27 protein-coding genes are annotated in these 20624 nt (G+C 67.7%); 12 read left to right on the top strand and 15 right to left on the bottom strand.

What is annotated here, in order from left to right:
• The first annotated feature begins 3 nt into the window (after positions 1-3).
• Positions 4-783 carry a succinate dehydrogenase iron-sulfur subunit gene (locus EV216_RS00135; RefSeq protein ID WP_132693035.1) on the top strand — a complete coding sequence of 260 codons (780 nt, stop codon included), beginning with the start codon at positions 4-6 and terminating at the stop codon, positions 781-783.
• 11 nt (positions 784-794) lie between these two features.
• On the opposite strand, the gene EV216_RS00130 is transcribed toward EV216_RS00135, so the two are convergent.
• Positions 795-1229 (bottom strand): hypothetical protein, encoded by a 435-nt coding sequence (locus tag EV216_RS00130; RefSeq protein WP_132693034.1) that lies wholly within the window; start codon positions 1227-1229, stop codon positions 795-797.
• A gap of 74 nt (positions 1230-1303) precedes the next feature.
• Here EV216_RS00130 and EV216_RS00125 point away from each other — a divergent pair, with 74 nt between their 5' ends.
• Positions 1304-2146, top strand: a complete 843-nt coding sequence (locus tag EV216_RS00125) for an urea carboxylase-associated family protein (RefSeq protein ID WP_132693033.1) — start codon at positions 1304-1306, stop codon at positions 2144-2146.
• Positions 2147-2206: 60 nt separating this feature from the next.
• Here EV216_RS00125 and deoD read toward each other — a convergent pair whose 3' ends face one another.
• The 3 genes from deoD to EV216_RS00110 form a co-directional block, all read right to left on the bottom strand.
• Positions 2207-2911, bottom strand: coding sequence for a purine-nucleoside phosphorylase (deoD, locus tag EV216_RS00120; RefSeq protein WP_132693032.1), 705 nt, complete (start codon positions 2909-2911; stop codon positions 2207-2209).
• A 90-nt stretch (positions 2912-3001) separates the two neighbouring features.
• Complete coding sequence (locus tag EV216_RS00115) at positions 3002-3574, bottom strand: PIN domain-containing protein (protein WP_132693031.1); 573 nt, start codon at positions 3572-3574, stop codon at positions 3002-3004.
• A 62-nt stretch (positions 3575-3636) separates the two neighbouring features.
• Entirely contained in the window at positions 3637-4083 is a 447-nt protein-coding gene (locus EV216_RS00110; protein ID WP_132693030.1) for an NUDIX domain-containing protein, read from the bottom strand.
• A gap of 78 nt (positions 4084-4161) precedes the next feature.
• Between EV216_RS00110 and EV216_RS00105 the strand changes: the two genes are divergently transcribed.
• Entirely contained in the window at positions 4162-4884 is a 723-nt protein-coding gene (locus EV216_RS00105) for an alpha/beta fold hydrolase (protein WP_132693029.1), read from the top strand.
• On the opposite strand, the gene EV216_RS00100 is transcribed toward EV216_RS00105, so the two are convergent.
• The 3 genes from EV216_RS00100 to EV216_RS00090 are packed head-to-tail and all read right to left on the bottom strand — an operon-like array spanning position 4873 to position 6704.
• Positions 4873-5955: a 5-(carboxyamino)imidazole ribonucleotide synthase gene (locus EV216_RS00100; RefSeq protein WP_132693028.1), complete on the bottom strand. Its 1083-nt coding sequence runs from the start codon at positions 5953-5955 to the stop codon at positions 4873-4875. The genes EV216_RS00105 and EV216_RS00100 overlap by 12 nt on opposite strands.
• Positions 5948-6436 carry a 5-(carboxyamino)imidazole ribonucleotide mutase gene (gene purE, locus EV216_RS00095; RefSeq protein WP_132693027.1) on the bottom strand — a complete coding sequence of 163 codons (489 nt, stop codon included), beginning with the start codon at positions 6434-6436 and terminating at the stop codon, positions 5948-5950. Before purE ends, EV216_RS00100 begins: the two co-directional genes overlap by 8 nt.
• A gap of 49 nt (positions 6437-6485) precedes the next feature.
• The gene (locus tag EV216_RS00090) at positions 6486-6704 is read right to left on the bottom strand and encodes a YdcH family protein (RefSeq protein ID WP_132693209.1); all 219 of its coding nucleotides are present in this window, start codon (positions 6702-6704) and stop codon (positions 6486-6488) included.
• 173 nt (positions 6705-6877) lie between these two features.
• Here EV216_RS00090 and EV216_RS00085 point away from each other — a divergent pair, with 173 nt between their 5' ends.
• Positions 6878-7291, top strand: a complete 414-nt coding sequence (locus tag EV216_RS00085; RefSeq protein WP_132693026.1) for an Hsp20 family protein — start codon at positions 6878-6880, stop codon at positions 7289-7291.
• A gap of 14 nt (positions 7292-7305) precedes the next feature.
• Positions 7306-7533 (top strand): DUF1150 family protein, encoded by a 228-nt coding sequence (locus tag EV216_RS00080; RefSeq protein WP_132693025.1) that lies wholly within the window; start codon positions 7306-7308, stop codon positions 7531-7533.
• Between the two features lie 140 nt (positions 7534-7673).
• Here the strand turns inward: EV216_RS00080 and EV216_RS00075 are convergent, their stop codons facing one another.
• The gene (locus EV216_RS00075; protein ID WP_132693024.1) at positions 7674-9383 is read right to left on the bottom strand and encodes a bifunctional sulfate adenylyltransferase/adenylylsulfate kinase; all 1710 of its coding nucleotides are present in this window, start codon (positions 9381-9383) and stop codon (positions 7674-7676) included.
• A gap of 199 nt (positions 9384-9582) precedes the next feature.
• Positions 9583-10566 carry a thioredoxin-disulfide reductase gene (trxB, locus tag EV216_RS00070; RefSeq protein WP_132693023.1) on the bottom strand — a complete coding sequence of 328 codons (984 nt, stop codon included), beginning with the start codon at positions 10564-10566 and terminating at the stop codon, positions 9583-9585.
• Between the two features lie 116 nt (positions 10567-10682).
• On the opposite strand from trxB, the gene EV216_RS00065 reads away from it, so the two are divergent.
• Positions 10683-11027 carry a hypothetical protein gene (locus EV216_RS00065; protein ID WP_132693022.1) on the top strand — a complete coding sequence of 115 codons (345 nt, stop codon included), beginning with the start codon at positions 10683-10685 and terminating at the stop codon, positions 11025-11027.
• A gap of 61 nt (positions 11028-11088) precedes the next feature.
• Here the strand turns inward: EV216_RS00065 and EV216_RS00060 are convergent, their stop codons facing one another.
• Positions 11089-11961 (bottom strand): VPLPA-CTERM sorting domain-containing protein, encoded by an 873-nt coding sequence (locus EV216_RS00060; RefSeq protein WP_132693021.1) that lies wholly within the window; start codon positions 11959-11961, stop codon positions 11089-11091.
• 250 nt (positions 11962-12211) lie between these two features.
• Here EV216_RS00060 and EV216_RS00055 point away from each other — a divergent pair, with 250 nt between their 5' ends.
• The gene (locus EV216_RS00055; protein ID WP_132693020.1) at positions 12212-12712 is read left to right on the top strand and encodes an Lrp/AsnC family transcriptional regulator; all 501 of its coding nucleotides are present in this window, start codon (positions 12212-12214) and stop codon (positions 12710-12712) included.
• 9 nt (positions 12713-12721) lie between these two features.
• Here EV216_RS00055 and EV216_RS00050 read toward each other — a convergent pair whose 3' ends face one another.
• Entirely contained in the window at positions 12722-13489 is a 768-nt protein-coding gene (locus EV216_RS00050; protein WP_165899095.1) for a Hint domain-containing protein, read from the bottom strand.
• Positions 13490-13703: 214 nt separating this feature from the next.
• Positions 13704-14438 (bottom strand): hypothetical protein, encoded by a 735-nt coding sequence (locus EV216_RS00045; protein ID WP_132693018.1) that lies wholly within the window; start codon positions 14436-14438, stop codon positions 13704-13706.
• 197 nt (positions 14439-14635) lie between these two features.
• On the opposite strand from EV216_RS00045, the gene parA reads away from it, so the two are divergent.
• The 4 genes from parA to EV216_RS00025 all read left to right on the top strand — a co-directional run bounded on the left by parA (position 14636) and on the right by EV216_RS00025 (position 16557).
• Positions 14636-15271, top strand: a complete 636-nt coding sequence (gene parA / locus EV216_RS00040) for a ParA family partition ATPase (protein WP_132693017.1) — start codon at positions 14636-14638, stop codon at positions 15269-15271.
• Positions 15272-15335: 64 nt separating this feature from the next.
• Positions 15336-15743: a universal stress protein gene (locus tag EV216_RS00035; RefSeq protein ID WP_132693016.1), complete on the top strand. Its 408-nt coding sequence runs from the start codon at positions 15336-15338 to the stop codon at positions 15741-15743.
• Positions 15744-15770: 27 nt separating this feature from the next.
• On the top strand, positions 15771-16091 hold the full coding sequence (locus EV216_RS00030; protein ID WP_132693015.1) for an antibiotic biosynthesis monooxygenase family protein: 321 nt from the start codon (positions 15771-15773) through the stop codon (positions 16089-16091).
• 73 nt (positions 16092-16164) lie between these two features.
• Positions 16165-16557, top strand: coding sequence for a hypothetical protein (locus EV216_RS00025; protein WP_132693014.1), 393 nt, complete (start codon positions 16165-16167; stop codon positions 16555-16557).
• Here the strand turns inward: EV216_RS00025 and EV216_RS00020 are convergent.
• The 3 genes from EV216_RS00020 to EV216_RS00010 all read right to left on the bottom strand — a co-directional run bounded on the left by EV216_RS00020 (position 16535) and on the right by EV216_RS00010 (position 18261).
• Positions 16535-16999, bottom strand: a complete 465-nt coding sequence (locus EV216_RS00020; RefSeq protein ID WP_132693013.1) for a YdcF family protein — start codon at positions 16997-16999, stop codon at positions 16535-16537. The two genes, EV216_RS00025 and EV216_RS00020, sit on opposite strands and share 23 nt — an antisense overlap.
• A 44-nt stretch (positions 17000-17043) precedes the next feature.
• The gene (locus EV216_RS00015) at positions 17044-17547 is read right to left on the bottom strand and encodes a hypothetical protein (protein ID WP_132693012.1); all 504 of its coding nucleotides are present in this window, start codon (positions 17545-17547) and stop codon (positions 17044-17046) included.
• Positions 17548-17670: 123 nt separating this feature from the next.
• Complete coding sequence (locus EV216_RS00010) at positions 17671-18261, bottom strand: hypothetical protein (protein WP_132693011.1); 591 nt, start codon at positions 18259-18261, stop codon at positions 17671-17673.
• Between the two features lie 439 nt (positions 18262-18700).
• Between EV216_RS00010 and lepA the strand changes: the two genes are divergently transcribed.
• Positions 18701-20503: a translation elongation factor 4 gene (lepA, locus tag EV216_RS00005; protein WP_165899094.1), complete on the top strand. Its 1803-nt coding sequence runs from the start codon at positions 18701-18703 to the stop codon at positions 20501-20503.
• Positions 20504-20624 lie beyond the last annotated feature (121 nt).

Here is a 20624-nt window from a genome sequence, read left to right as displayed (position 1 = left end):
GAGATGGTTGAACTGACGCTCCCCAAGAACTCGGTGATCCGCAGCGGCAAGACCTGGCCGAAACCGGCGGCGGCCACCAATCTGCGCGAGTTCCGCATCTATCGCTGGGATCCCGACAGCGGCGAGAACCCGCGCGTGGATACCTATTTCGTCGATCTCGATACCTGCGGGCCGATGGTGCTGGACGCGCTGATCAAGATCAAGAACGAGATCGACCCGACGCTGACCTTCCGCCGCTCCTGCCGCGAGGGGATCTGCGGCTCTTGTGCCATGAATATCGACGGGATCAACACGCTGGCCTGCACCTACGGCATGGACGAGATCAAGGGCGTGGTGAAGATCTACCCGCTGCCGCACATGCCGGTGGTCAAGGATCTGGTCCCGGACCTGACCCATTTCTACGCCCAGCATGCCTCGATCATGCCCTGGCTGGAGACCGAGACCAACGAGCCGGTCAAGGAATGGCGCCAGTCGCCCGCGGACCGCAGGAAGCTGGACGGGCTTTACGAATGCATCATGTGCGCGTCCTGCTCGACCGCCTGTCCGTCCTACTGGTGGAACGGCGACAAGTATCTGGGACCGGCCGCGCTGCTGCATGCCTATCGCTGGATCATCGACAGTCGCGACGAGGCCACGGGCGAGCGGCTGGACCAGCTTGAGGATCCGTTCAAGCTCTATCGTTGCCACACGATCATGAACTGCACCAAGACCTGCCCCAAGGGCCTGAACCCGGCCAAGGCGATTGCCGAGATCAAGAAGATGATGGTCGAGCGCGCGATCTGAGGCGACGCGCCTCAGTCCAGCGCCGTTGCCGCCAGCGTCGCGTAGTCGATCGACCAGCGCTGCGCGCGGCTGGGGCAGCAACGCGGATCGTCCGGGCCGGGCATCGAGGTGGTCAGTTCCATCCGCTCGGCATGGAAGACCGGCGCGCGCGGCTCGGTGCCGAAAAGCCCCGAGACCGGCCCGGCATAGCGCAACCCCTCCGCGTCGCGGGCATAAAGCCCGGCATGGATCGTGAAGCCGCTGGCCGAGCCGGAGATATGGGCATAGAGCACCGCCAGCGCGCGGGTCGCCTCTGCCGGATCGGCATGGTCGGGCATCCAGTAGCTGCCGAGGCTCTCGCCGCCGGGGGCCAGGTCGCGGATCAGGGCACTGTCCAGATCGCCCCAGTCCTGCGCGCAGGCGGGACCGGCCAATGCGATCAGGCAGCAGGCAAGCAGGGTCTTCATGGCCGCGCTCCTCCGGTGTTAGGAAAAGGGTGTCGGCGCGACCGCGCCCTGTCAAGCCTTGCCCCGGAGGACCGATGCCCGAAACGCCCCCCGATGCCGCCGCCCGCCGCGCCGCGCCCCCGGTGATCTGCTACCCGCCCGACACGCTGCCCGCGCCCGATCTGGCGCTTTACGCCCGCGCGCGCGACGGCGCGGCAAAGACCGCCGAATTGCTGGTGCCCCCGCGCGCGGCGCGCTGTTTCCGGGTGGCGGCGGGGCAGGTCCTGCGCATCTCCTGCCCGGACGGGTCGCAGGTGGGCGATCTGAACCTGTGGGCGGCGGACGATCTGTCCGAACGGTTCTATTCGGGCAAGACCCGGGCGCTGCATGGCACGCATCTGGGCGTGGGCGACCGGCTGTGGTCCTGCCTGCCCTTCCTGCGGCCGATGGCGACGATCATCGCCGACAGCCTGGGCTGGTACGGGGTCGATGCCGACGGGGCGGGGGTGCATGACGTGATCGGCACGCGCTGCGATCCCTATACGAACGCGCTGCTGACCGGCGGGCAGTATCACCACCATTGCCATTCCAACCTGGTCCGCGCGCTGGCCGCCGAAACCGGCCTGACCCCGGATGCGGCCGAGCCGCATGTCCATGACGTGCTGAACCTGTTCATGTGCACGGGATTCACCCGCGACAGCCAACGCTATTTCACCAAGGCCAGCCCCGCGCGCGCGGGCGATCATGTCGAGGTCTTCGCCGAGATCGACCTTCTGGGCGCGCTCTCGGCCTGCCCCTGGGGCGATTGCGGCACCAACAGCCCCATGACCGCCACCTGCCACCCGCTGCTGGTCGAGATCCTCGCGCCCGCCCCCGGCGCGCTGGCGGGATGGCGCCCGCCCGAACCCGCCCCCTATGACCGCAGTCACGGGCTCTGACATTCGGGGTTTCTTCTTGGCAAAAATACCCATGTCGCGCGGTCTCAACAGGCGCTGCGCTCAGGCGAAGGCGGCCTCCAGCGCAATCTCGACCATGTCCGCGAAACCCTGTTCGCGGGCCTCGGGCGGCAGGGCGGCGCCGCTCGGCAGATGGTCGGATACGGTCAGCACCGCCAGGGCCCGTGCCCCATGCCGGGCGGCCAGGATATAAAGCTCGGCCGCCTCCATCTCGACCGCCAGAACCCCGTGGCGGGTCATCTGGTCGTTCAGGTCGGGGCGTTCGTCATAGAACACGTCCGACGAATAGATGCCGCCCACATGGGCCGCGATGCCGCGGGCGGTGGCGGCGGCATGGGCGGCCGACAGCAGGCCGAAATCGGCGCAGGGGGCATAGTTCAACTCGCGAAAGACGCCGCGCGAGGGCGTCGACAGCGTCGAGGCCGTCATCGCCAGCACGATGTCGCGCAAGCCCACATGGGCCTGCATCGAACCGGCCGATCCGATGCGGATCAGCGTCTTCGCGCCGTAATCGCGGATCAGTTCGTTGGCATAGATCGACAGCGAGGGCATGCCCATGCCGCTGCCATGGATCGTCACGCGGTTGCCGCGCCAGAAACCGGTAAAGCCCAGCATGCCGCGCACGCGATTGATGCAGACCGGATCGCTCAGAAAGGTCTCGGCCGCCCATTGCGCGCGCATCGGATCGCCGGGCAGCAGCACGGTCTCGGCGATCTCGCCGGGTTTCGCGCCGATATGAATGGTCATGGGGCCTCCGTTCCGGTCGGCGCAGGCTAGCGCGGGCGCGGGCCTGCGGCAATCGGCACGGCGCCCCTGGGCCGACAGCGAACGGGCGGTCTACCCGGCGGGCCAGCCTTCGGCCCGGAGCCGGACACAGGCATTCGGCCCCTTGGGATCGAGCAGGTAGAGGTTCGGCCGCTTGCCCAGATAGCCGCGCCAGGTCTTTTCGGGCTGGCTGCCGATCCGGACGCCATGGAGCTTGTGCAATTCGGCCGAAAGCCGGGTGATTTCCATCATTCCCTTCTCTGGGGCCGCAAGGATCGTCTCGCGGATCTTGCGGTCGAACGGGCCGATTGCCGGACCGGTCGGCATCGGTTCGGTCTTTGCGGGCGCGGGTGCGGGCACGCCGTTCGATGTCTTCACGACAGGGGGCGAGGCGGCGTCCAGTTCGATGAATTCGGAACAGGCCGACCGGAAGGCCGACGCGGAATTGGTCAGGCCCGCGCAGAAGAAGCGGAAGCCGGGCACCTCCTGCCAGGGCGTCAGGTTCTGCGCCTGTCCGTAGGTTCGCAGGACATGCGGCTCGCCCCATTCGCGGGCGGCGGTCAGGATTGCGGGCGCATGAGGGGCCGGGACATTGTCGCCATCGACGAAGACCGCCACGCGGCCGATTGCTGACCCCTGAAACATCGCCCGGTTCCCAAATGAATTTCCCCCGTGCCAGGTGCGGAATGGGACGAAAATTGGGCGCGTTACCGCACCAGCGGCTCCAGCGGGTCGTAGATCACGCCGCTGCCCCAGGCGGCCCGGGGCAGGCTGTCGGGCTTGTAGCGGATGGCGGTCATCTCGTCCCGGGTGAAGAAGCGGCGTTCGGTCACCCCGCCATCGGGGTCGCGCCAGTCGGCATCCAGCCTGCCGCCGGTGATGGTGCAGCGGAAATAGATGTCGACCTGGTGGAACGGGCGGCCGGGGTCGTGGAACTCGTTCACCAGGCAGGGCGCGCCGATGGCGACGCTGAGCCCGGTTTCCTCATGCACCTCGCGGGCGAGGTTGTCGGGCAGGGAACTGCCGCGCTCGACCCCGCCGCCCGGCGCGCACCACAGGTCGCTGACCCCGCCGGGCCAGGCATTGACCAGCAACAGCCGGTTTTCGTGCAGGATCAGCGCGCGGACGGCAAGGCGGGGCGTGGGGGCGGTCATGGCGCGAGACTGCCCGGCCCGCGCCCCGGCCGCAAGCGCCCCCTCGAAACCGCGCCCGCCTGCGCCTAGATCCGTGGGATGCTTCGTCTTGCGCTGATCCTGCTGATCGTCCTTGCCGCCCCGGCGCGGTCCGATTGCGTCGTGCTGCTGCACGGTCTGGCACGCAGCCCCGACTCGCTGTTCCTGATGGAGCGGGCGCTGGAACGGCAGGGTTTTCGCGTGGTGAATGCGGGCTATCCCTCGACCGAGGCGCCGATCGAGGATCTGGCGCGCATGCTGCCGCGCGCCTTTGCCGAATGCGGGCCGGTGGCGCATGTGCATGTCGTCACCCATTCGATGGGCGGCATCCTGCTTCGCCTCTGGCTGACGGACCACCGGCCCGCCAATCTGGGCCGCGTGGTGATGCTGGGCCCGCCCAATGCGGGCTCGGAACTGGTCGATGCGCTGGGCGCGCTGGAGCCGTTCGAATGGATCAACGGCCCGGCGGGGCTGCAACTGGGCACCGGGCCGCAGAGCCTGCCCAACCGGCTGGGACCGGTCGATTTCCCGCTGGGGGTGATCGCGGGCGCCCGCAGCCTGAACCCGCTTTATTCCGCGCTGATCCCCGGGGCCGATGACGGCAAGGTGTCGGTCGCCTCGACAAGGGTGCAGGGGATGGCGGCGCATCTGGTGCTGCCGGTGAGCCATACGTTCATGATGAACGACCCCCGCGTGATCGCGCAGACGCTGGCCTTCCTGCATACGGGCCGGTTCCAGCCCGATCTGGGTGTGGCCGGGGCGCTGGCGCGGCTACTTGAGTGATGCAGGCCCCAGCCAGCGGTTGACATGCCCCATCTTGCGGCCCGGCCGCGCCTCGGCCTTGCCGTAAAGATGGAGCGCCACGGCAGGATCGCGGGCCAGCGCGGGAACCCTGTCGATATCGTCGCCGATCAGGTTCTCCATCTCGATATCTGAATGGCGCGCGCCGTCGCCCAGCGGCCAGCCTGCAATGGCGCGGATATGCTGCTCGAACTGGTCGATCATGCAGCCATCCTGGGTCCAGTGACCGGAATTGTGCACCCTGGGCGCGATCTCGTTGACCAGCAGGCCATCGGGGGTGACGAACAGTTCCACCCCCATCACGCCGACATAATCGAGCGCGTTCAAAAGCCTGCCCGCCAGCAGGACGGCATCGGTGCGCTGCGCGGTCGTCAGCGGCGCGGGCACCCGGGTCGTGTGCAGGATGCCGTCGCGATGCACGTTCAGGCCGGGATCGTAGCACGCCACCTCGCCCGTCAGCCCGCGGGCGGCAATCACCGAGATCTCGCGGGTGAAGGACACGAAGCCTTCCAGGATCGCGGGGGCCCCGTCCATTGCGGCAAGGGCGGCGGGCGCATCCTCGGGCCGGTTGATCCGCGCCTGGCCCTTGCCGTCATAGCCCAGGCGGCGGGTCTTGAGGATGGCGGGCAGCCCGATCTCGGCCATGGCCTCGGCCAGGTCCACCTCGTCATCCACGGCGGCGAAGGGCGCGGTCTTCAGGCCCAGTTCGGTGACAAAGGCCTTTTCGGTCAGCCGGTCCTGCGACACGGCCAGCGTGCGCCGGTTCGGCCGGATCGCCACCTGCGCCTCGATCGCGTTCAGCGCGGCGGTGGGGATGTTCTCGAATTCGTAGGTGACGACATCGACCGAAGCGGCAAAGGCCGCCAGCGCCTCGGTATCCTCGTAAGGGGCGGTCGTCACCCGGTCGGCGACATGGCCCGCAGGCGGTTCGGGGGCGGGGTCGTAGACATGGCAGCGAAAGCCCAGACGCGCGGCCGCGACCGACAGCATCCGGCCCAACTGGCCGCCGCCAAGGATGCCGATGGTGGCGCCGGGCGCAAGCGGCTCAGTCATCGGCAGGCTCCTCGGGGATCGAGGCCGAGAGATCGGACCGCCAGCGGTCGAGCCGTTCGGCCAGCGCCGGATCGCCCAGCGCGAGGATCTGCGCGGCCATCAGCCCGGCATTGGCCGCGCCCGCAGCCCCGATCGCCATGGTGGCGACCGGAAAGCCCTTGGGCATCTGGACGATGGAATAGAGGCTGTCCACCCCGTTCAACGCGCGGGTCTGGACCGGCACGCCGATCACCGGCACGCGGGTCTTGGACGCCATCATGCCGGGCAGATGCGCCGCCCCGCCCGCGCCCGCGATGATGACCTGAAGGCCGCGGCCGACGGCCGCCCGGCCATACTCCCACAGCCGGTCGGGGGTGCGATGGGCCGAGACGATGCGCGATTCATGCGCGACGCCAAGCTCGTCGAGGATCGCGGCGGCCTCCTTCATGGTGGGCCAGTCCGACTGGCTGCCCATGATGATGCCCACTTTCACGTCCGCCATGCACGGCCCTCCCGGATTCGCGAGCGGGCACTATAGACGGGTGCGGGTGTTACGCAATGATGTCGGGGGTCAACTGGTCCTCGATCAGCGCGATGCGGTCCTTGAGGGCGAGTTTCTGCTTTTTCAGCCGCATCAACGTGAAGCTGTCGCCGGTCCCGGTGTCCTGAAGGGCGCGGATCGCGTCGTCGAGGTCGCGATGCTCGCGCCGAAGGACCTCGAGCTTCACGCGCAGGACTTCTTCGGAGTTCATCTCGCTGGCGATGTTCATCGACATTCCCGGGGCTGAGTCGCTGCATTCCCTTACCCCGCCAAGGTATCGCGTTTGTCCCGCGGCGGGAAGCCGGACTTGCGGCGCGCGCGCGCCATCCCCATATCCCGTCCACGCCGCCGCGGATGCGGGGCGGATCGCACTTCAGGTCGCTTGTTCAAGGACTTGCCCATATGTCGAAACTGACTCTCGGCTCGCATCCCTTCCTGCTGGGATTCGAGCAGCTCGAACGCCTCGTGGAACGGACCGCCAAGACCGGAAACGAGGGCTATCCCCCCTTCAACATCGAACAGACCTCGGACACGGGCTATCGCATCACGCTGGCGGTGGCCGGCTTTCGCGAGGAGGATCTGGCGATCACCGTCGAGGACCGGCAACTGGTGATCCGCGGCCGCCAGGCCGAGGATGGCGCCGACCGGGTGTTCCTGCATCGCGGCATCGCGGCCCGCCAGTTCCAGCGCAGCTTCGTGCTGGCCGACGGCGTCGAGGTGACGGGCGCGACCATGGAAAACGGGCTGCTGCATGTCGATCTGGAGCGCCTGGTGCCCGAAAGCGTGGTGCAGACGATCCGCATCCGGACCGCGTGAGGGAGGCAGGGGGCATGGACAGGAAACACGAGGTCTTTCCCGAGGGGGGCGAGCGGATCGTCTATGTGCGGCCCGTGAAGCTGGCCGAGCTGCCCGAGGAGGTGCAGCGCGAGGCCGGGGGGCTGGACGGGCTTTACGCGCTGCATGCGGCCAGCGGCGAGCGGCTGGCCCTGGTGCGCGACCGTGCGCTGGCCTTCGCGCTGGCGCGGCAGAACGACCTGGCCCCGGTCAACGTGCATTGAGCCGGGGCGCGGGGGGGCGCTCCCGCCCCCGTCCGGCGCAGGGCTGACGCCCTGCTTGTCCGGGGTTGGGCGTGGCGCGGCCTTGCGGCCGCGCGCCTCCGGCGGGGGTATTTCAGCCAAGAAGAAGCAGGCGGGGCGGGTCAGTTGCCCGCGATCAGCCCCATCTGTTCGAGTTTCAGGATCACCTGATGGGCGCAATTGTCGACATCGACGCCGGTGGTGTCGACGCTGAGTTCGGGCGCGGTGGGGGCCTCGTAGGGGTCGGAGATGCCGGTGAACTCCTTGATCTTGCCCTCGCGCGCGAGCCGGTAGAGGCCCTTGCGGTCGCGTTTCTCGCATTCCTCGATGGGCGTGGCGACATGGACCTCGCAGAAGGCGCCATAGGCCTCGATCATCTCGCGCACGGCGCGGCGCGTGGCGGTATAGGGCGCGATGGGCGCGCAGATCGCGATGCCGCCATTCTTGGTGATCTCGGAGGCGACATAGCCGATGCGGCGGATGTTGATGTCGCGATGTTCCTTGGAGAAGCCGAGTTCCGAGGACAGGTGCTTGCGCACCACGTCGCCATCCAGAAGCGTCACCGGGCGGCCGCCCATCTCCATGAGTTTCACCATCAGCGCGTTGGCGATGGTGGACTTGCCCGAGCCGGACAGGCCGGTGAAGAACACGGTGAAGCCCTGGCTTGCGCGCGGCGGCGAGGTGCGGCGCAGTTCGCTGACCACTTCGGGGAAGGAGAACCAGTCGGGGATATCCAGCCCCTCGCGCAGGCGGCGGCGCAGTTCGGTGCCCGAGATGTCCAGCACGGTCGCCCCTTCGGGCACCTCGTCCACGGGGAAATACTGCGCCTTTTCCTGCACATAGACCATCTGTTTGAAATCGACCATCTCGATGCCGATTTCGTCAGCATATTGCTTGAACAGATCCTGCGCGTCGTAGGGGCCGTAGAAATCCTGGCCCGCGCTGTTCTTGCCGGGCCCCGCATGGTCGCGGCCGACGATGAAATGGGTGCAGCCGTGGTTCTTGCGGATCAGCCCGTGCCAGACCGCCTCGCGCGGGCCGGCCATGCGCATGGCGAGGTTCAGCAGGCTCATCGTGGTGGTGGCGGCGGGATACTTGTCCAGCACCGCCTCGTAGCAGCGCACGCGGGTGAAATGGTCGACATCGCCCGGTTTCGTCATGCCGACGACCGGGTGGATCAGCAGGTTGGCCTGCGCCTCGCGCGCGGCGCGGAAGGTCAGTTCCTGATGCGCGCGGTGCAGCGGGTTGCGGGTCTGGAAGGCGACGATGCGATTCCAGCCCAGCTTGCGGAAATAGGCGCGCAGCTCGTTCGGCGTGTCGCGGCGGCCGCGGAAATCGTAATGCACCGGCTGCTGGATGCCGGTCACGGGGCCGCCCAGATAGACCTTTCCGGCGCTGTGGTGCAGGTAGTTGACGCCCGGATGGGCGAGGTCGTCGGCGCCGAAGACCTTTTCGGCCTCGCGCGCCTTGTTCGGCGTCCAGCGGTCGGTGACCGACAGGATCGCAAGGATCACGCCCTCCTGGTCGCGCAGCGCGATGTCCTGGCCGGGTTCGATCCCCGCGGCGAAGTCTTCGGAGACGTCGAGCGTGATCGGCATCGGCCAGAGCGTGCCGTCGGCCAGCCGCATCGTCTCGACCACGCTGTCGTAATCGGCCTGGGACAGGAACCCCTTGAGCGGGCTGAACCCGCCATTCATCAGCAGTTCCAGGTCGCAGATCTGGCGCGGCGTCAGATCCCAGCTGGGCAACTCGCCCGCCTCCAGCTTCAGCTTCTGCGCGCTTTCGGGCGAGACATAGAGTTCGGGGATCGGGGTGAGGTTGGAAAGGGACATGGGAAAACCTGATTTCCTGGGCGCAAGGGGAGAACGGCCGGGCCATGCCGACGTCGCGGGCGCCATAGCGTGCAACTGCGGCACAGTTCAAGCGGAACCCGGGCGGGACCGTGAATAAGGGCCGGTATCGTCAATTGCGCATCACTTCGCGGACGATTGTCCGGCCCATCCCTTGCGCGGCGGGCCGGACGTTCCGTCCCTAGCCGGTGGCGGTCGCGACCGGGGGTGCGTCACCCTCTGCCACGCCCTGTTCGGCGAGGAAGCGTTCGGCCTCCAGCGCGGCCATGCAGCCCATGCCCGCCGAGGTGACGGCCTGGCGATACTTGTGGTCCGTCAGGTCGCCCGCGGCAAACACGCCGGGGATCGAGGTCGCGGTCGAGTCGGGCTGGGTCACGACATAGCCGCCCATATGGGTGTCCAGCTGGCCCAGCACCAGTTCCGAGGCGGGCGCGTGGCCGATCGCGATGAAGACGCCCTTGCAGGGGATCTCGGTCACCGCGCCGGTATGGACATGGCGCACGCGGATCCCCTCGACGCCGGGCGGGGCGTCGGTGCCGGTCACCTCGTCCAGCGAATGGTCCCACAGGATCTCGACCTTGGGATTGTTGAACAGCCGGTGCTGCAACACCTTTTCGGCGCGCAGCTCGTCGCGGCGATGCACCAGCGTCACCTTCGACGCAAACCGCGTCAGGAACAGCGCCTCTTCGACCGCCGCGTTGCCGCCGCCGATCACCGCCACGTCCTGCCCGCGATAGAAGAACCCGTCGCAGGTGGCGCAGGCCGAGACGCCGAAGCCCTTGAACTTCTCCTCGGACGGCAGGCCCAGCCATTTCGCCTGGGCCCCCGTGGCAAGGATCAGCGCGTCGCAGCTATAGGTGGTGCCGCTGTCGCCCTGCGCGGTGAAGGGTCGTTTCGACAGGTCCAGCGCGGTGATGATGTCGGCCACGATCTCGGTGCCCATCGCCCTGGCATGGGCCTCCATCTTCTGCATCAGCTCGGGGCCCTGGATCTCGACCTCGCCGGGCCAGTTCTCGACCTCGGTGGTGATGGTCAGCTGGCCGCCGGGCTGGATGCCCTGGATCAGCAGGGGCTCCAGCATCGCGCGGCTGGCATAGACGGCGGCGGTATAGCCCGCCGGCCCCGAGCCGATGATGAGAACCTTGCTATGTCTGCTGGCGGTCATGGCACTATCCTGTCTTTCGCGATCCGGACGCGATATGGTGGCGGCACGGGGGCGGGCGAAGGCCCCGTTTTCAGGTTCGTTATGCCCCGTGCGCCCGGCGGGGAAAAGGTGCGACGATGAAACGATTGCTTGGTGCCGCTCTTGTCACGCTCTGGCCCGCGATGGCCCCTGCCGAAGAGGTGGCGATGCCCGAGGGCTGCGAGGTGCTGGACGCCTCGGACGTGATCCGGGTCCTGGTCTGCGCCGGGCCGCTCGACCAGGCGACGCTGGTGCAGGCGGGCCGGGCGGCCTGCGGCGACGTCTTGCCCTGCGGCGCGTGGATCTGGGCGGATGCGGCGGACGCGCCGGTCACGGCCCCGGCAAACCACGACGGGCTGACCCAGGCGCAGGTGACATCCGCGCGCGGGGTCTGGGTTGCCGAGACCCAGCAGTTCATCACCATCGACTCCGTCAAGGAGTAACCGCGTCACGCAAAAAGGCCCGCGCGCGGCGCGGGCCTTTTCCTGTCTTCTGCCGAACCGATCAGGCGGCGGTCATCTGCCGACGACGCATGAAGGCAAAGGCGCCGATCACGCCCAGCATCAGCGGCAGGCCCGCGGGCAGCGGAACCACGTTCGGGTCGCCGCCGGTGTCGATGACGGTCTTTCTGACCTTTGTCAGGATCGCGGTTTCGAAGGCGGCGAAGCTCGGAACATCGATCACGAAGCAGTTTTCCGTGACATTCTGAAGGGACGCCGCGTCGGTGGTGATGCCGCATCCGCCGATGCCGCCGCTGTCAAACCCGATCCCGGCGAGGAAGTTCAGATTGCTCTGAGAGAATCCCCCGATCGCCTCGAAGCTGAGCGAATCCCATCCATTGTCATTGTAAAGCGCATTCGCCCGGGCCGTCGGGTTGCCGCCCGAATTCCACCCGCCATCCGTCGCCATGTTCAGGATCGAGTTGTCGCCAAGGCTTCCGAAGCTCGAAATGAAGGCGTTGTGGATCGCGTCGAATGCTGCGACATAGTTGGTCGCGTTCGTGATGCCGCCGGGCAGGCCGTATTGCCGGGTTCCCCCGTCGATGGAGTTGGGCACCGCCTCGTCCAGCAGCGCGGCAAGCACGGCGTTCTTGTTGGCCGCCGAATCGAACACCACCGGGGCGGCGACAACATCGGCCCCATTTCCGAACGAGACGACGCCGACGCGATAGGTCACGTTGGCATCCGCCAGCGGGATCTGCTCGAGAGCGGCCCGCAGCGCCAGGATCGAGCTCTGATAGTTCGCCTGACCGACCGAGCCGGACTCGTCGATGATGAAGCCCAGATCGACGATGGTCGATGCCGAGACCCCCGGTGCGGCGCCCATTGCGGCCGCGACAGCCAGCGCCGAGGCACTGGCGAGGTTCTTGATGTTCATGTCTTCCCCCACAAAATTCTTGGATCACCAATTCAGGAACGCAATTGTGATGTGTCCCCGAAATGATCCTGTCCGACCGGATCCGTTCCCGCAACATAATTCTGCCGCAATCATTAACGCGGGCCGGGGCGGGCGCTTGACGCCCCGGCGGTCGAGGTCTGCAATCGTTAAAATCTTGCGCGAACGTGAAACAATATTGCGCAGGGCGCGCCCCGAACCTATGATCCGCAAAAATTCCGAGGGAAGCAGGATGCCCGGCGCAAAGCTCGACGCGATCGACCGCATGATTCTGGCCGAGTTGCAGGCCGATGGGCGCATGACCAATGTGGAACTGGCCCGCCGCGTCGGAATCTCGGCGCCGCCCTGCCTGCGCCGGGTGCGCACGCTGGAAGAGGCGGGCTTCATCCGCGGCTATCACGCCGATGTGGACAGCCGGGCGCTGGGCTTCGAAGTGCAGGTCTTTGCGATGGTCGGGCTGCAAAGCCAGGCCGAGGCGGACCTGACGAAGTTCGAGAACCGCTGCCGGGCTTGGCCGCTGGTGCGCGAGTGCCACATGCTGAATGGCGAGGTGGATTTCATCCTGAAATGCGTCGCCCCCGACCTCTCGACCTTCCAGAGCTTCCTGACCGAGGAACTGACGGCGGCCGAGAATGTCGCCTCGGTCAAGACCTCGCTGGTGATCCGCGGCGCCAAGGACGATCCCGGCGTGCCCTTCGACGTGCTTGAGGAACGCCTTGCCCGCCAGGCCTGAGACGGCGGGTCAGGCGGCGCGCATCCGCTCCATCTCGAAGGCGGTCAGTCGGGGCAGGGACATCGGCCCGAACCCCTCGAACCCGTACAGATGCGGGAACAGCGCCAGGAATCGCAGCCGCGCGGCCGGGTCCATCAGGTCGGCGGCGTTCTCGCCGGGGTGATAGCTCTCGACCTCGACGCCATTGGCCAGCAGGATGTGCTGCGCCTCCAGCGCCAGGTGGAACACCCGGGTCGGGCGCGTCACCCGCAGCCCGATCAGCGCCACGCCATCGACAAGGGCCGAGGCCGGTCCGAATGCCGCGCCGGTGCCCAGGATGTCGTGGCAGCCGGGATGGCGGAACAGCATCCGCGCGCGTGGCCCCAGGATCAGGTCGGGCATCGGCCGACCCAGGCCCAGGCTGTCCGCCGTCAGCCGGGTCAGCATCGGCGGCACCGGGCGCAGCGCATCCGTCATCGGCATCAGCACGGTGGACCCCACCCAGATCAGTCGCCGCGCCCCGGCATCGGCCGTGCTCAGCATCATGCCGGGATGCAGATCCTCGACCGCGACCGGCCCGCCGGGCGTGGCGATCAGCGTGCCATGGGCAAAGGCGCAGAAGGCCTCGTCGATATGGGGCTCGGCGGGCAGGGCGCGGACGAAGTGCTGCGGGTAGCCGTCCGGGCAAAGCCCGCTCACCTCGTAGCGGCGCCTGGGCATGGGCTCGTCGCCCGGCCCCGCATGCAACGGACGGATCTGCCACGGGCTCGGGGGCACAAGGCGGTCGTGGGTTCCCATGCGATCAGTCCTTCCGGTCCGGTCACATCTGCAAGGGCCCCCACCCGGATGCAGAAAGACAGGACGACCCTGCCGCGATCCCGCCCGACCTGTCAAAGTTTCGCGATTCATTGTGCCGGTGCATCCGGGCAATGCAGGGGCGCGGGCCGGGGATTGTTCGCCGCGGGGGAACGGTGCCGCGCAAACCGGGGCGCGGGCTCGAATCGGGGAACGCTCAGAACTCGACCCGGCTGCCCAGCACCAGGCCCGACGCGCTGCTGCCGTCCAGCCCGACGATGGCGCCCAGGCTGATCCAGCCGCGCCTGCCCACGCGCCGGGCGATGGCGGGGACAAGGCGCAGGCTGTCCGCGCCCTCGGCCGGATCCTCGAAGCGCATCTCGAGGCTGACCTGCATCCGCTCGGACAGGTTCAGTCCCAGCGTCAGGTCCAGCTTGTAGCCCTCGGTCAGCGCCATCGGCAGGCCCGCGACCGAGGGCGGCGCGGTCTCGGAGGCGGCGGCCAGGTGAAAGATGCCCTTCGCGTCCAGATTGACCCAGGCCCAGCCCAGCCCGGTCTGGAAACTGTTGCCCCAGCTCAGCCCCGATTGCAGGACGCCCTCGGCGCCGCCCTCGGCGTCGCCCTCGGCGCCGCCCTCGGCCGCGCCCGCCGCGCCAAGGCCCAGCTCGGCGGCGACGCGGCCCGGCAGCCATTCGAATTCGCGCCCCATGCGCAGGAAGACCACCGCCTTCCAGTCCTCGGCCGCCTCGCCCTTGCCCGCGTCCAAGCCCAGCGTCATCCGCGCATTCAGCCCGTATTCGGCATAGACCGAGCTGTAATTCGCGCCCGACCCGGCGATCTCCTGCGAAAAGGCCAGCATCCCCGCGCCGTCCTCGCGCAGCCAGGCCCCCGCCTGCGCCAGGGGCGCGGCGAGCGGCCAGAATGTCAGCGCCAGCAGGGCGGTCCATCGCATCGCGTATTCCCCCGTGGGGCGAGCCTTCGGGCAGAATAATCCACCTTTCGTTGCGGGATAGCCTCCGGCGGCATTTCCCCCGCGCGCGCGGTGCCGCGGCCACAGGGCGGGGGCCGTTTTGGGGCTGGGCAAGGCGGGCCGCGCGCCTTATGCTGCGCCGCAGCAGAACGCTGGAGGCGCATAAGGGTGCAGCGGGCATGACCGGCACGATCATCACCATCGCGCAGCAGAAGGGCGGCTCGGGCAAGACGACGCTCGCGGCCAATCTGGCCGTGGAATTCGCGCGCCAGGGGCTGGGCGTCGCGCTGATCGACACCGATCCGCAGGGCAGCCTCGGCCGCTGGTTCATGGCCCGCCTCGAGGGGCGCGAGACGCCGGACATGGAGTTTTCCACCGCCTCGGCCTGGGGCGTTGAATATGAATGCGCGAAACTCGCCCGCGACCATGATGTCGTGCTGATCGACACGCCCCCCAAGGCCGACAGCGACCTGCGCCCCGCCCTGCGCGCCGCCGATCTGGTGCTGGTGCCCGTGGCGGTCAGCCATGTCGACCTGTGGGCGACCGAGGGCGTGCTGGATCTGGCCCGGCGCGAGGACAAGATGGCGCTGGTGGTGCTGAACCGGATCAAGGCGGGCACAAGGCTGGCCGCCGAGGTCGCCGAGACCGCCGCCGGTCTTGCCGCTACGCTGGCGGTTGCCCGGCTGGCCAACCGCGTCGCCTATGCCGAGACGCTGGGCCATGGCCAGGGCGTGCAGGAGGCCGCGCGGCGCGGCCCGGCCGCCGCCGAGATCGCCGCGCTGGCCGACGAGGTGCTGGCCTTCGCGCGGGCATGACCTGGGTCAAGGTTGCATCTTCCCGGCTTTGCCATTCTAGATGCAGCGAGGGAGGGCAGACCCCATGTACAACAACATTCTCGTTCCCGTCGCCGTCGATCACGGGCCCCAGCTCGACGACGTGATCGCGCTGGCCCGCAAGCTGCGCGCCGAGGGTGGCAGCATCACCGTGCTGACCGTGGCCGAGGCGATCCCGCCATATGTGGCGCAATATCTCGCCGCCGATCAGGAGGCGCAGACCCGCGAGGCGATCCGCGCCGACCTGGCCGGCGATCTTCAGGACGCCCCCGATGTCGAGATCCGCGTGGTCACCGGCCATGCCGGGATCACCATCGTCGATTATGCCGAGACGCATGACATCGACTGCATCGTGATGCAGTCGCACCGGCCGGGGCTGAAGGATTACTTCCTCGGCTCGACCGCCGCCCGGGTGGTGCGCCACGCGCCCTGCTCGGTGCATGTGCTGCGTTAGTTCCACGAGACCCAAGCGGAGGTTCCCATGCCCACCATATCGCGCAGCGCCGAGTTGCAGACGGTCATCACCACCTTCGAGGTGACCCCCGGCACTTGCCAGGACCTGCTGGACGAATTGCAGGACGCCTATCGCAACTTCATCTCGCGCCAGCCCGGCTTCATCGGCGCGGGGCTGCATGTCAACGACGCCCAGACCCGGATCGCCAATTATTCGCAATGGCAGCGGCGCGACGATTTCCAGGCGATGCTGCGCTCCGACGAGATGCGCGCGCGCAACCGCCGCTTTGCCGAGCTGTGCAAGAATTTCGAGCCGGTGATGTACGAGGTCTTCGACAGTTTCAACTGACCCGGCCTTGACCGGCGTCAATGCGCGCCCGTCCCTGCCGGACCACACAGGACCAGACCCGGAGGTGCCACCGATGCCGTCGCTTGCCCGTTCCGCATTTCTTGCCGCCGCGCTGGCGCTTGCCCCCGTCGCGGCCCAGGCGCAGCAGCTTGTCGGGGAATATGTGGCCGTCATCGGCCCGCAGGATCTCTACAATTCGCGCGGCGAGCGGTTGCGCGAGCCCTGGCAGATCCTGCGACAGGACCGTGCCAATTTCCACCGTTTCGGGCGGCGCGACCCGGGCGACGAGGGCGATCCGTTCTTTGGCGACGCGAACAACCGCGCCGCGATGGAACGCATGCTGATGGGCGGCCGGATCGACCCGGTCGCCGCGCGCAACATCCTCGCAGGTGGCGCGACGGTCGTGGTGCGGATCTGGGGGCAGGGCGGTCGTGGCGATTACGTCACGGTCGATGTCTGGCGCTGAGCGCCGCGACCAGCGCCGCCGCCTCGCGCAGCACCAGCCAGGCATGGCGATGCGGCCGTCCGATGCCGTGGCGCGGCGCGGCCCCGGCCGCCCGCAGCCCCGCGCGCGCCGCCAGCAGACGCGCCCGCGGCAGGTGGTAGTAATCCGTCACCAGCGTCACCTGCGCGATGCCCCGCGCGGCCAGGATCGGGGCCGAAAGCGCGATGTTCTGCGCGGTGTTGCGCGCCGCACACTCCAGCAGCAGGCGGTCTTCGGGCACGCCCTCGGCCCGGCAGATCGCCCCGATCGCCTCGGCCTCGCCATGCGCGCCGCTGGCCAGAACCACCGCGCCGGGCGCCGCGCGCCACAGCGCCGCGCCATGCCGGGCCCGCCGCACCAGCGCCGCGCCAGGCGTGCCGTCGGGCCGCATCGCCGCGCCCAGGATCAGGATCGCATGTCGCACAGGCCAAGCGTGGCGTGGCCCCGCGGCCGGGTCAACCGGCCTGCCTACTGGATCATGCTCCAGCACTGGAACACCGCGTCGATGGCCACCCGCGACCCGCTGAGCGAGAACCGCGCAAAGGGCCGCGACAGGCCCTGTTCATAGACCGCGACCGCGTTGCCCGCCTGCAATTCGCGCAGGAAACGCCGCGTCGCGACATCCTCGCCGAAGAAGAACGAGATCGCGGTTCCGCCCGCGGTCGCCTCGACCGTCCAGCGCGAGCGGTCGATATCGACGAAGATCGGGAAATAGACATGCCCGCCGAAATCCCATCCATCGTCCATGATATACATGGCCGCCGCCCCGTCCGCGAACAGCGTGATGTCGAAGGAGGTGCCGTCGCGGTTCACCGTCGCCGCCTCGCACCAATCCTCGCCGGTAAAGGTGTTGCGCACATAGGACACATGCCACGCGCCCTGGCGCAGCAGGACCTGTTCGGCGAATTGCGCCGCGGCGGGCGTGGCCACAAGACAGGTGGCCACGATTGCGGCACTCAGGCGGAAAGACATCTTGCACCCCTCTGCGGATCGACCGGCATTCCCCGGGGGCGCAGGCGCACCCCCGGGGATGGTGCCAGAATCCGGCATCGCGGCATTGACCAAGGTCAATCGCGACCGCGCGGGCGCGCGCCCTCAGGTCGGCTGGGCGCCGACCACCTGGGCGCATTCCTCGACGAGATAGGCGAAATAATCCTTCTCGAAATGCGGCGCGCTCATCAGCAGGGCCACCATGAATTTCAGTTTGGTCGAGGCGGCCCGCGCATGTGTTGGCCGCGTTTCCAGAATCGTGTGCTCCAGTTCCTGCATCTGGTATTTCAGCAGCATGATCCGGCTTTCGATGGCATCAAGGTCGCGCAGATCGGCCTCTGACCCGTTCAGCACGACGCTCTTGCCGCGCAACGGCAGCGCGGTGCCCAGGGCGTTGCGCGCCAGCATGCTGCGCTGGGCGATCCGGGCGGGGGTTGGCGGCCCGTCGTCCCGGGGCGCGGCCTCGGCCACGCCCGTGATCGGTCGGGTTTCCGGTCCGGCGTTCTGGCTGGCGGCGGCGCGGCGCGCGATCCTCCGGCACAGGTCGGCCTGCTCCTCGATCGCCTCGGCGCACAGTTTCTCGAAATATTCGTAATCGAGGATCAGGGACTGAAGACCCCGCGTCCCTTCGACAGATCCCGGGTGACCCTGCAACAGACCCTCCCGGTCGACCGGACTCGCGTTCTGCGCAGACATGCCAACCCCTTTTCGTGTTCTGTCCCGTCACGGCGCCAAGCCCGGCCGCCCGATCTGAGCCGATTTCCGCCTATATGATCGCGTTAGGGGTGACTCAACCTGTCCTTTTCGGCACTTCTGGTTGTTAATATTTATGAACTCCAATGATTTGAGGCCTGTCAAGAAACAATGTCGGAGTCGACGACGGTCCGGGGCAAGAGACTCGCCGCCCTTCTGTGGTCGGAAAGTCACAGTTCGTGCCCCGCGCGCGGCCCCGCCGACAGCGCCCCGCCGCACCATCCCCCCCGCGCCCGGGTCCGATGAAAACCCGATGCGGGTCTGATCGCCGCAGCCCTGAAAAACAAGGCCGTTCCCCGCGATTCGACCGACGGCACGGAATCCGCCCCTCCGCCACGCGCCGCCGCTTGACCGGCCCACGAAAGCGCCGCATATCCCGGCCATGACCGATCTCGCACAAATCCGCAACTTCTCCATCGTGGCCCATATCGACCACGGCAAATCCACCCTCGCCGACCGGCTGATCCAGCTGACCGGCACCGTCGCCGAGCGCGACATGAAGGAGCAGTTGCTCGACTCGATGGATATCGAGCGCGAGCGCGGCATCACGATCAAGGCCAACACCGTCCGCATCGAATACCCGGCGAAGGACGGCAAGACCTATGTGCTGAACCTGATCGACACCCCCGGCCATGTCGACTTCGCCTATGAGGTCAGCCGCTCGATGCGCGCGGTCGAGGGCTCGCTGCTGGTGGTGGACGCGACGCAAGGGGTCGAGGCGCAGACGCTGGCCAATGTCTACACCGCGCTCGATGCCGACCACGAGATCGTGCCGGTGCTGAACAAGATCGACCTTCCGGCGGCCGAGCCCGAGCGCATCGCCGCCCAGATCGAGGACGTGATCGGCATCGACGCCAGCAACGCCATCCAGATCAGCGCCAAGACCGGCCTCGGCATCCCCGACGTGCTGGAAGCCATCGTCACCCGACTGCCCCCCCCGCATGAGGGCGATCCCGCCAAACCCCTCAAGGCGCTGCTGGTGGACAGCTATTACGACGCCTATCTCGGCGTCGTCGTGCTGGTGCGCATCATCGACGGCGTGCTGAAAAAGGGCGATCGCATCAGGATGATGAAGACCGGCGGCACCTATCAGGTCGACCGCATCGGCGTCTTCCGCCCCGCCATGCAGGACATCGCGGAACTCGGCCCGGGCGAGATCGGCTTCCTGACCGCCTCGATCAAGCAGGTCCGCGACACCCGCGTCGGCGACACCATCACCACCGAGAAGAAGGGCATCGAGACGCCGCTGCCGGGCTTCAAGCCCTCGATCCCGGTGGTGTTCTGCGGCCTCTTCCCGGTCGATGCGAACGAGTTCGAGGATCTGCGCGACGCGATCGAGAAACTCGCGCTCAACGACGCCTCCTTCACCTACGAGATGGAAACCTCGGCCGCGCTGGGCTTCGGCTTCCGCTGCGGGTTCCTGGGCTTGCTGCATCTCGAAGTGGTGCGCGACCGGCTGGAACGCGAATACGGCATCGACCTGATCACCACCGCGCCCAGCGTGATCTACCATATCTACATGCGCGACGGCACGATGCGGGAATTGCACAACCCCGCCGACATGCCCGACCTGACCCTGGTCGACCATATCGAGGAGCCGCGCATCAAGGCCACGATCATGGTGCCCGACGAATATCTGGGCGACGTGCTGAAACTCTGCCAGGACCGGCGCGGCGAACAGCTCGACCTGACCTATGCCGGCCAGCGCGCCATGGTGGTCTATGACCTGCCGCTGAACGAGGTGGTCTTCGATTTCTACGACCGCCTGAAATCGGTGACCAAGGGCTATGCCAGCTTCGATTACCAGATGGCGGGCTATCGCCAGGATTACCTGGTCAAGATGCAGATCCTGGTCAATGACGAACCCGTGGACGCGCTGTCGGTCATGGTCCATCGCGACCGCGCCGAAACCCGCGGCCGCGTGATGTGCGAAAAGCTCAAGGAACTGATCCCGCGCCACATGTTCAAGATCCCCGTCCAGGCCGCCATCGGCGGCCGCGTCATCGCCCGCGAGACCATCGCGGCGCTCAGGAAGGACGTGACCGCGAAATGCTATGGCGGCGACGCGACGCGCAAGCGCAAGCTGCTGGACAAGCAGAAGGCGGGCAAGAAGAAGATGCGCCAGTTCGGCAAGGTCGAGATCCCGCAGCAGGCGTTCATCAATGCGTTGAAGATGGATGGTTAGACCCTAGCCTAAATCTCGTCGCTCACTAGGCTCAGGACTCGTTCTTGATCATAGCCAGAACAAGACGGTTGCGGCGAGCATGATCGCAGAGAAGAACGTTTCCGGGCACCGATCGTATCGT

Origin of the sequence: Rhodovulum steppense, assembly GCF_004339675.1 — a bacterium.
Classification (GTDB): Bacteria; Pseudomonadota; Alphaproteobacteria; order Rhodobacterales; family Rhodobacteraceae; genus Rhodovulum; species Rhodovulum steppense.
The sequence above is the reverse complement of the archived record's forward strand: the minus strand, read 5'-3'. Positions and strand labels throughout refer to the sequence as shown.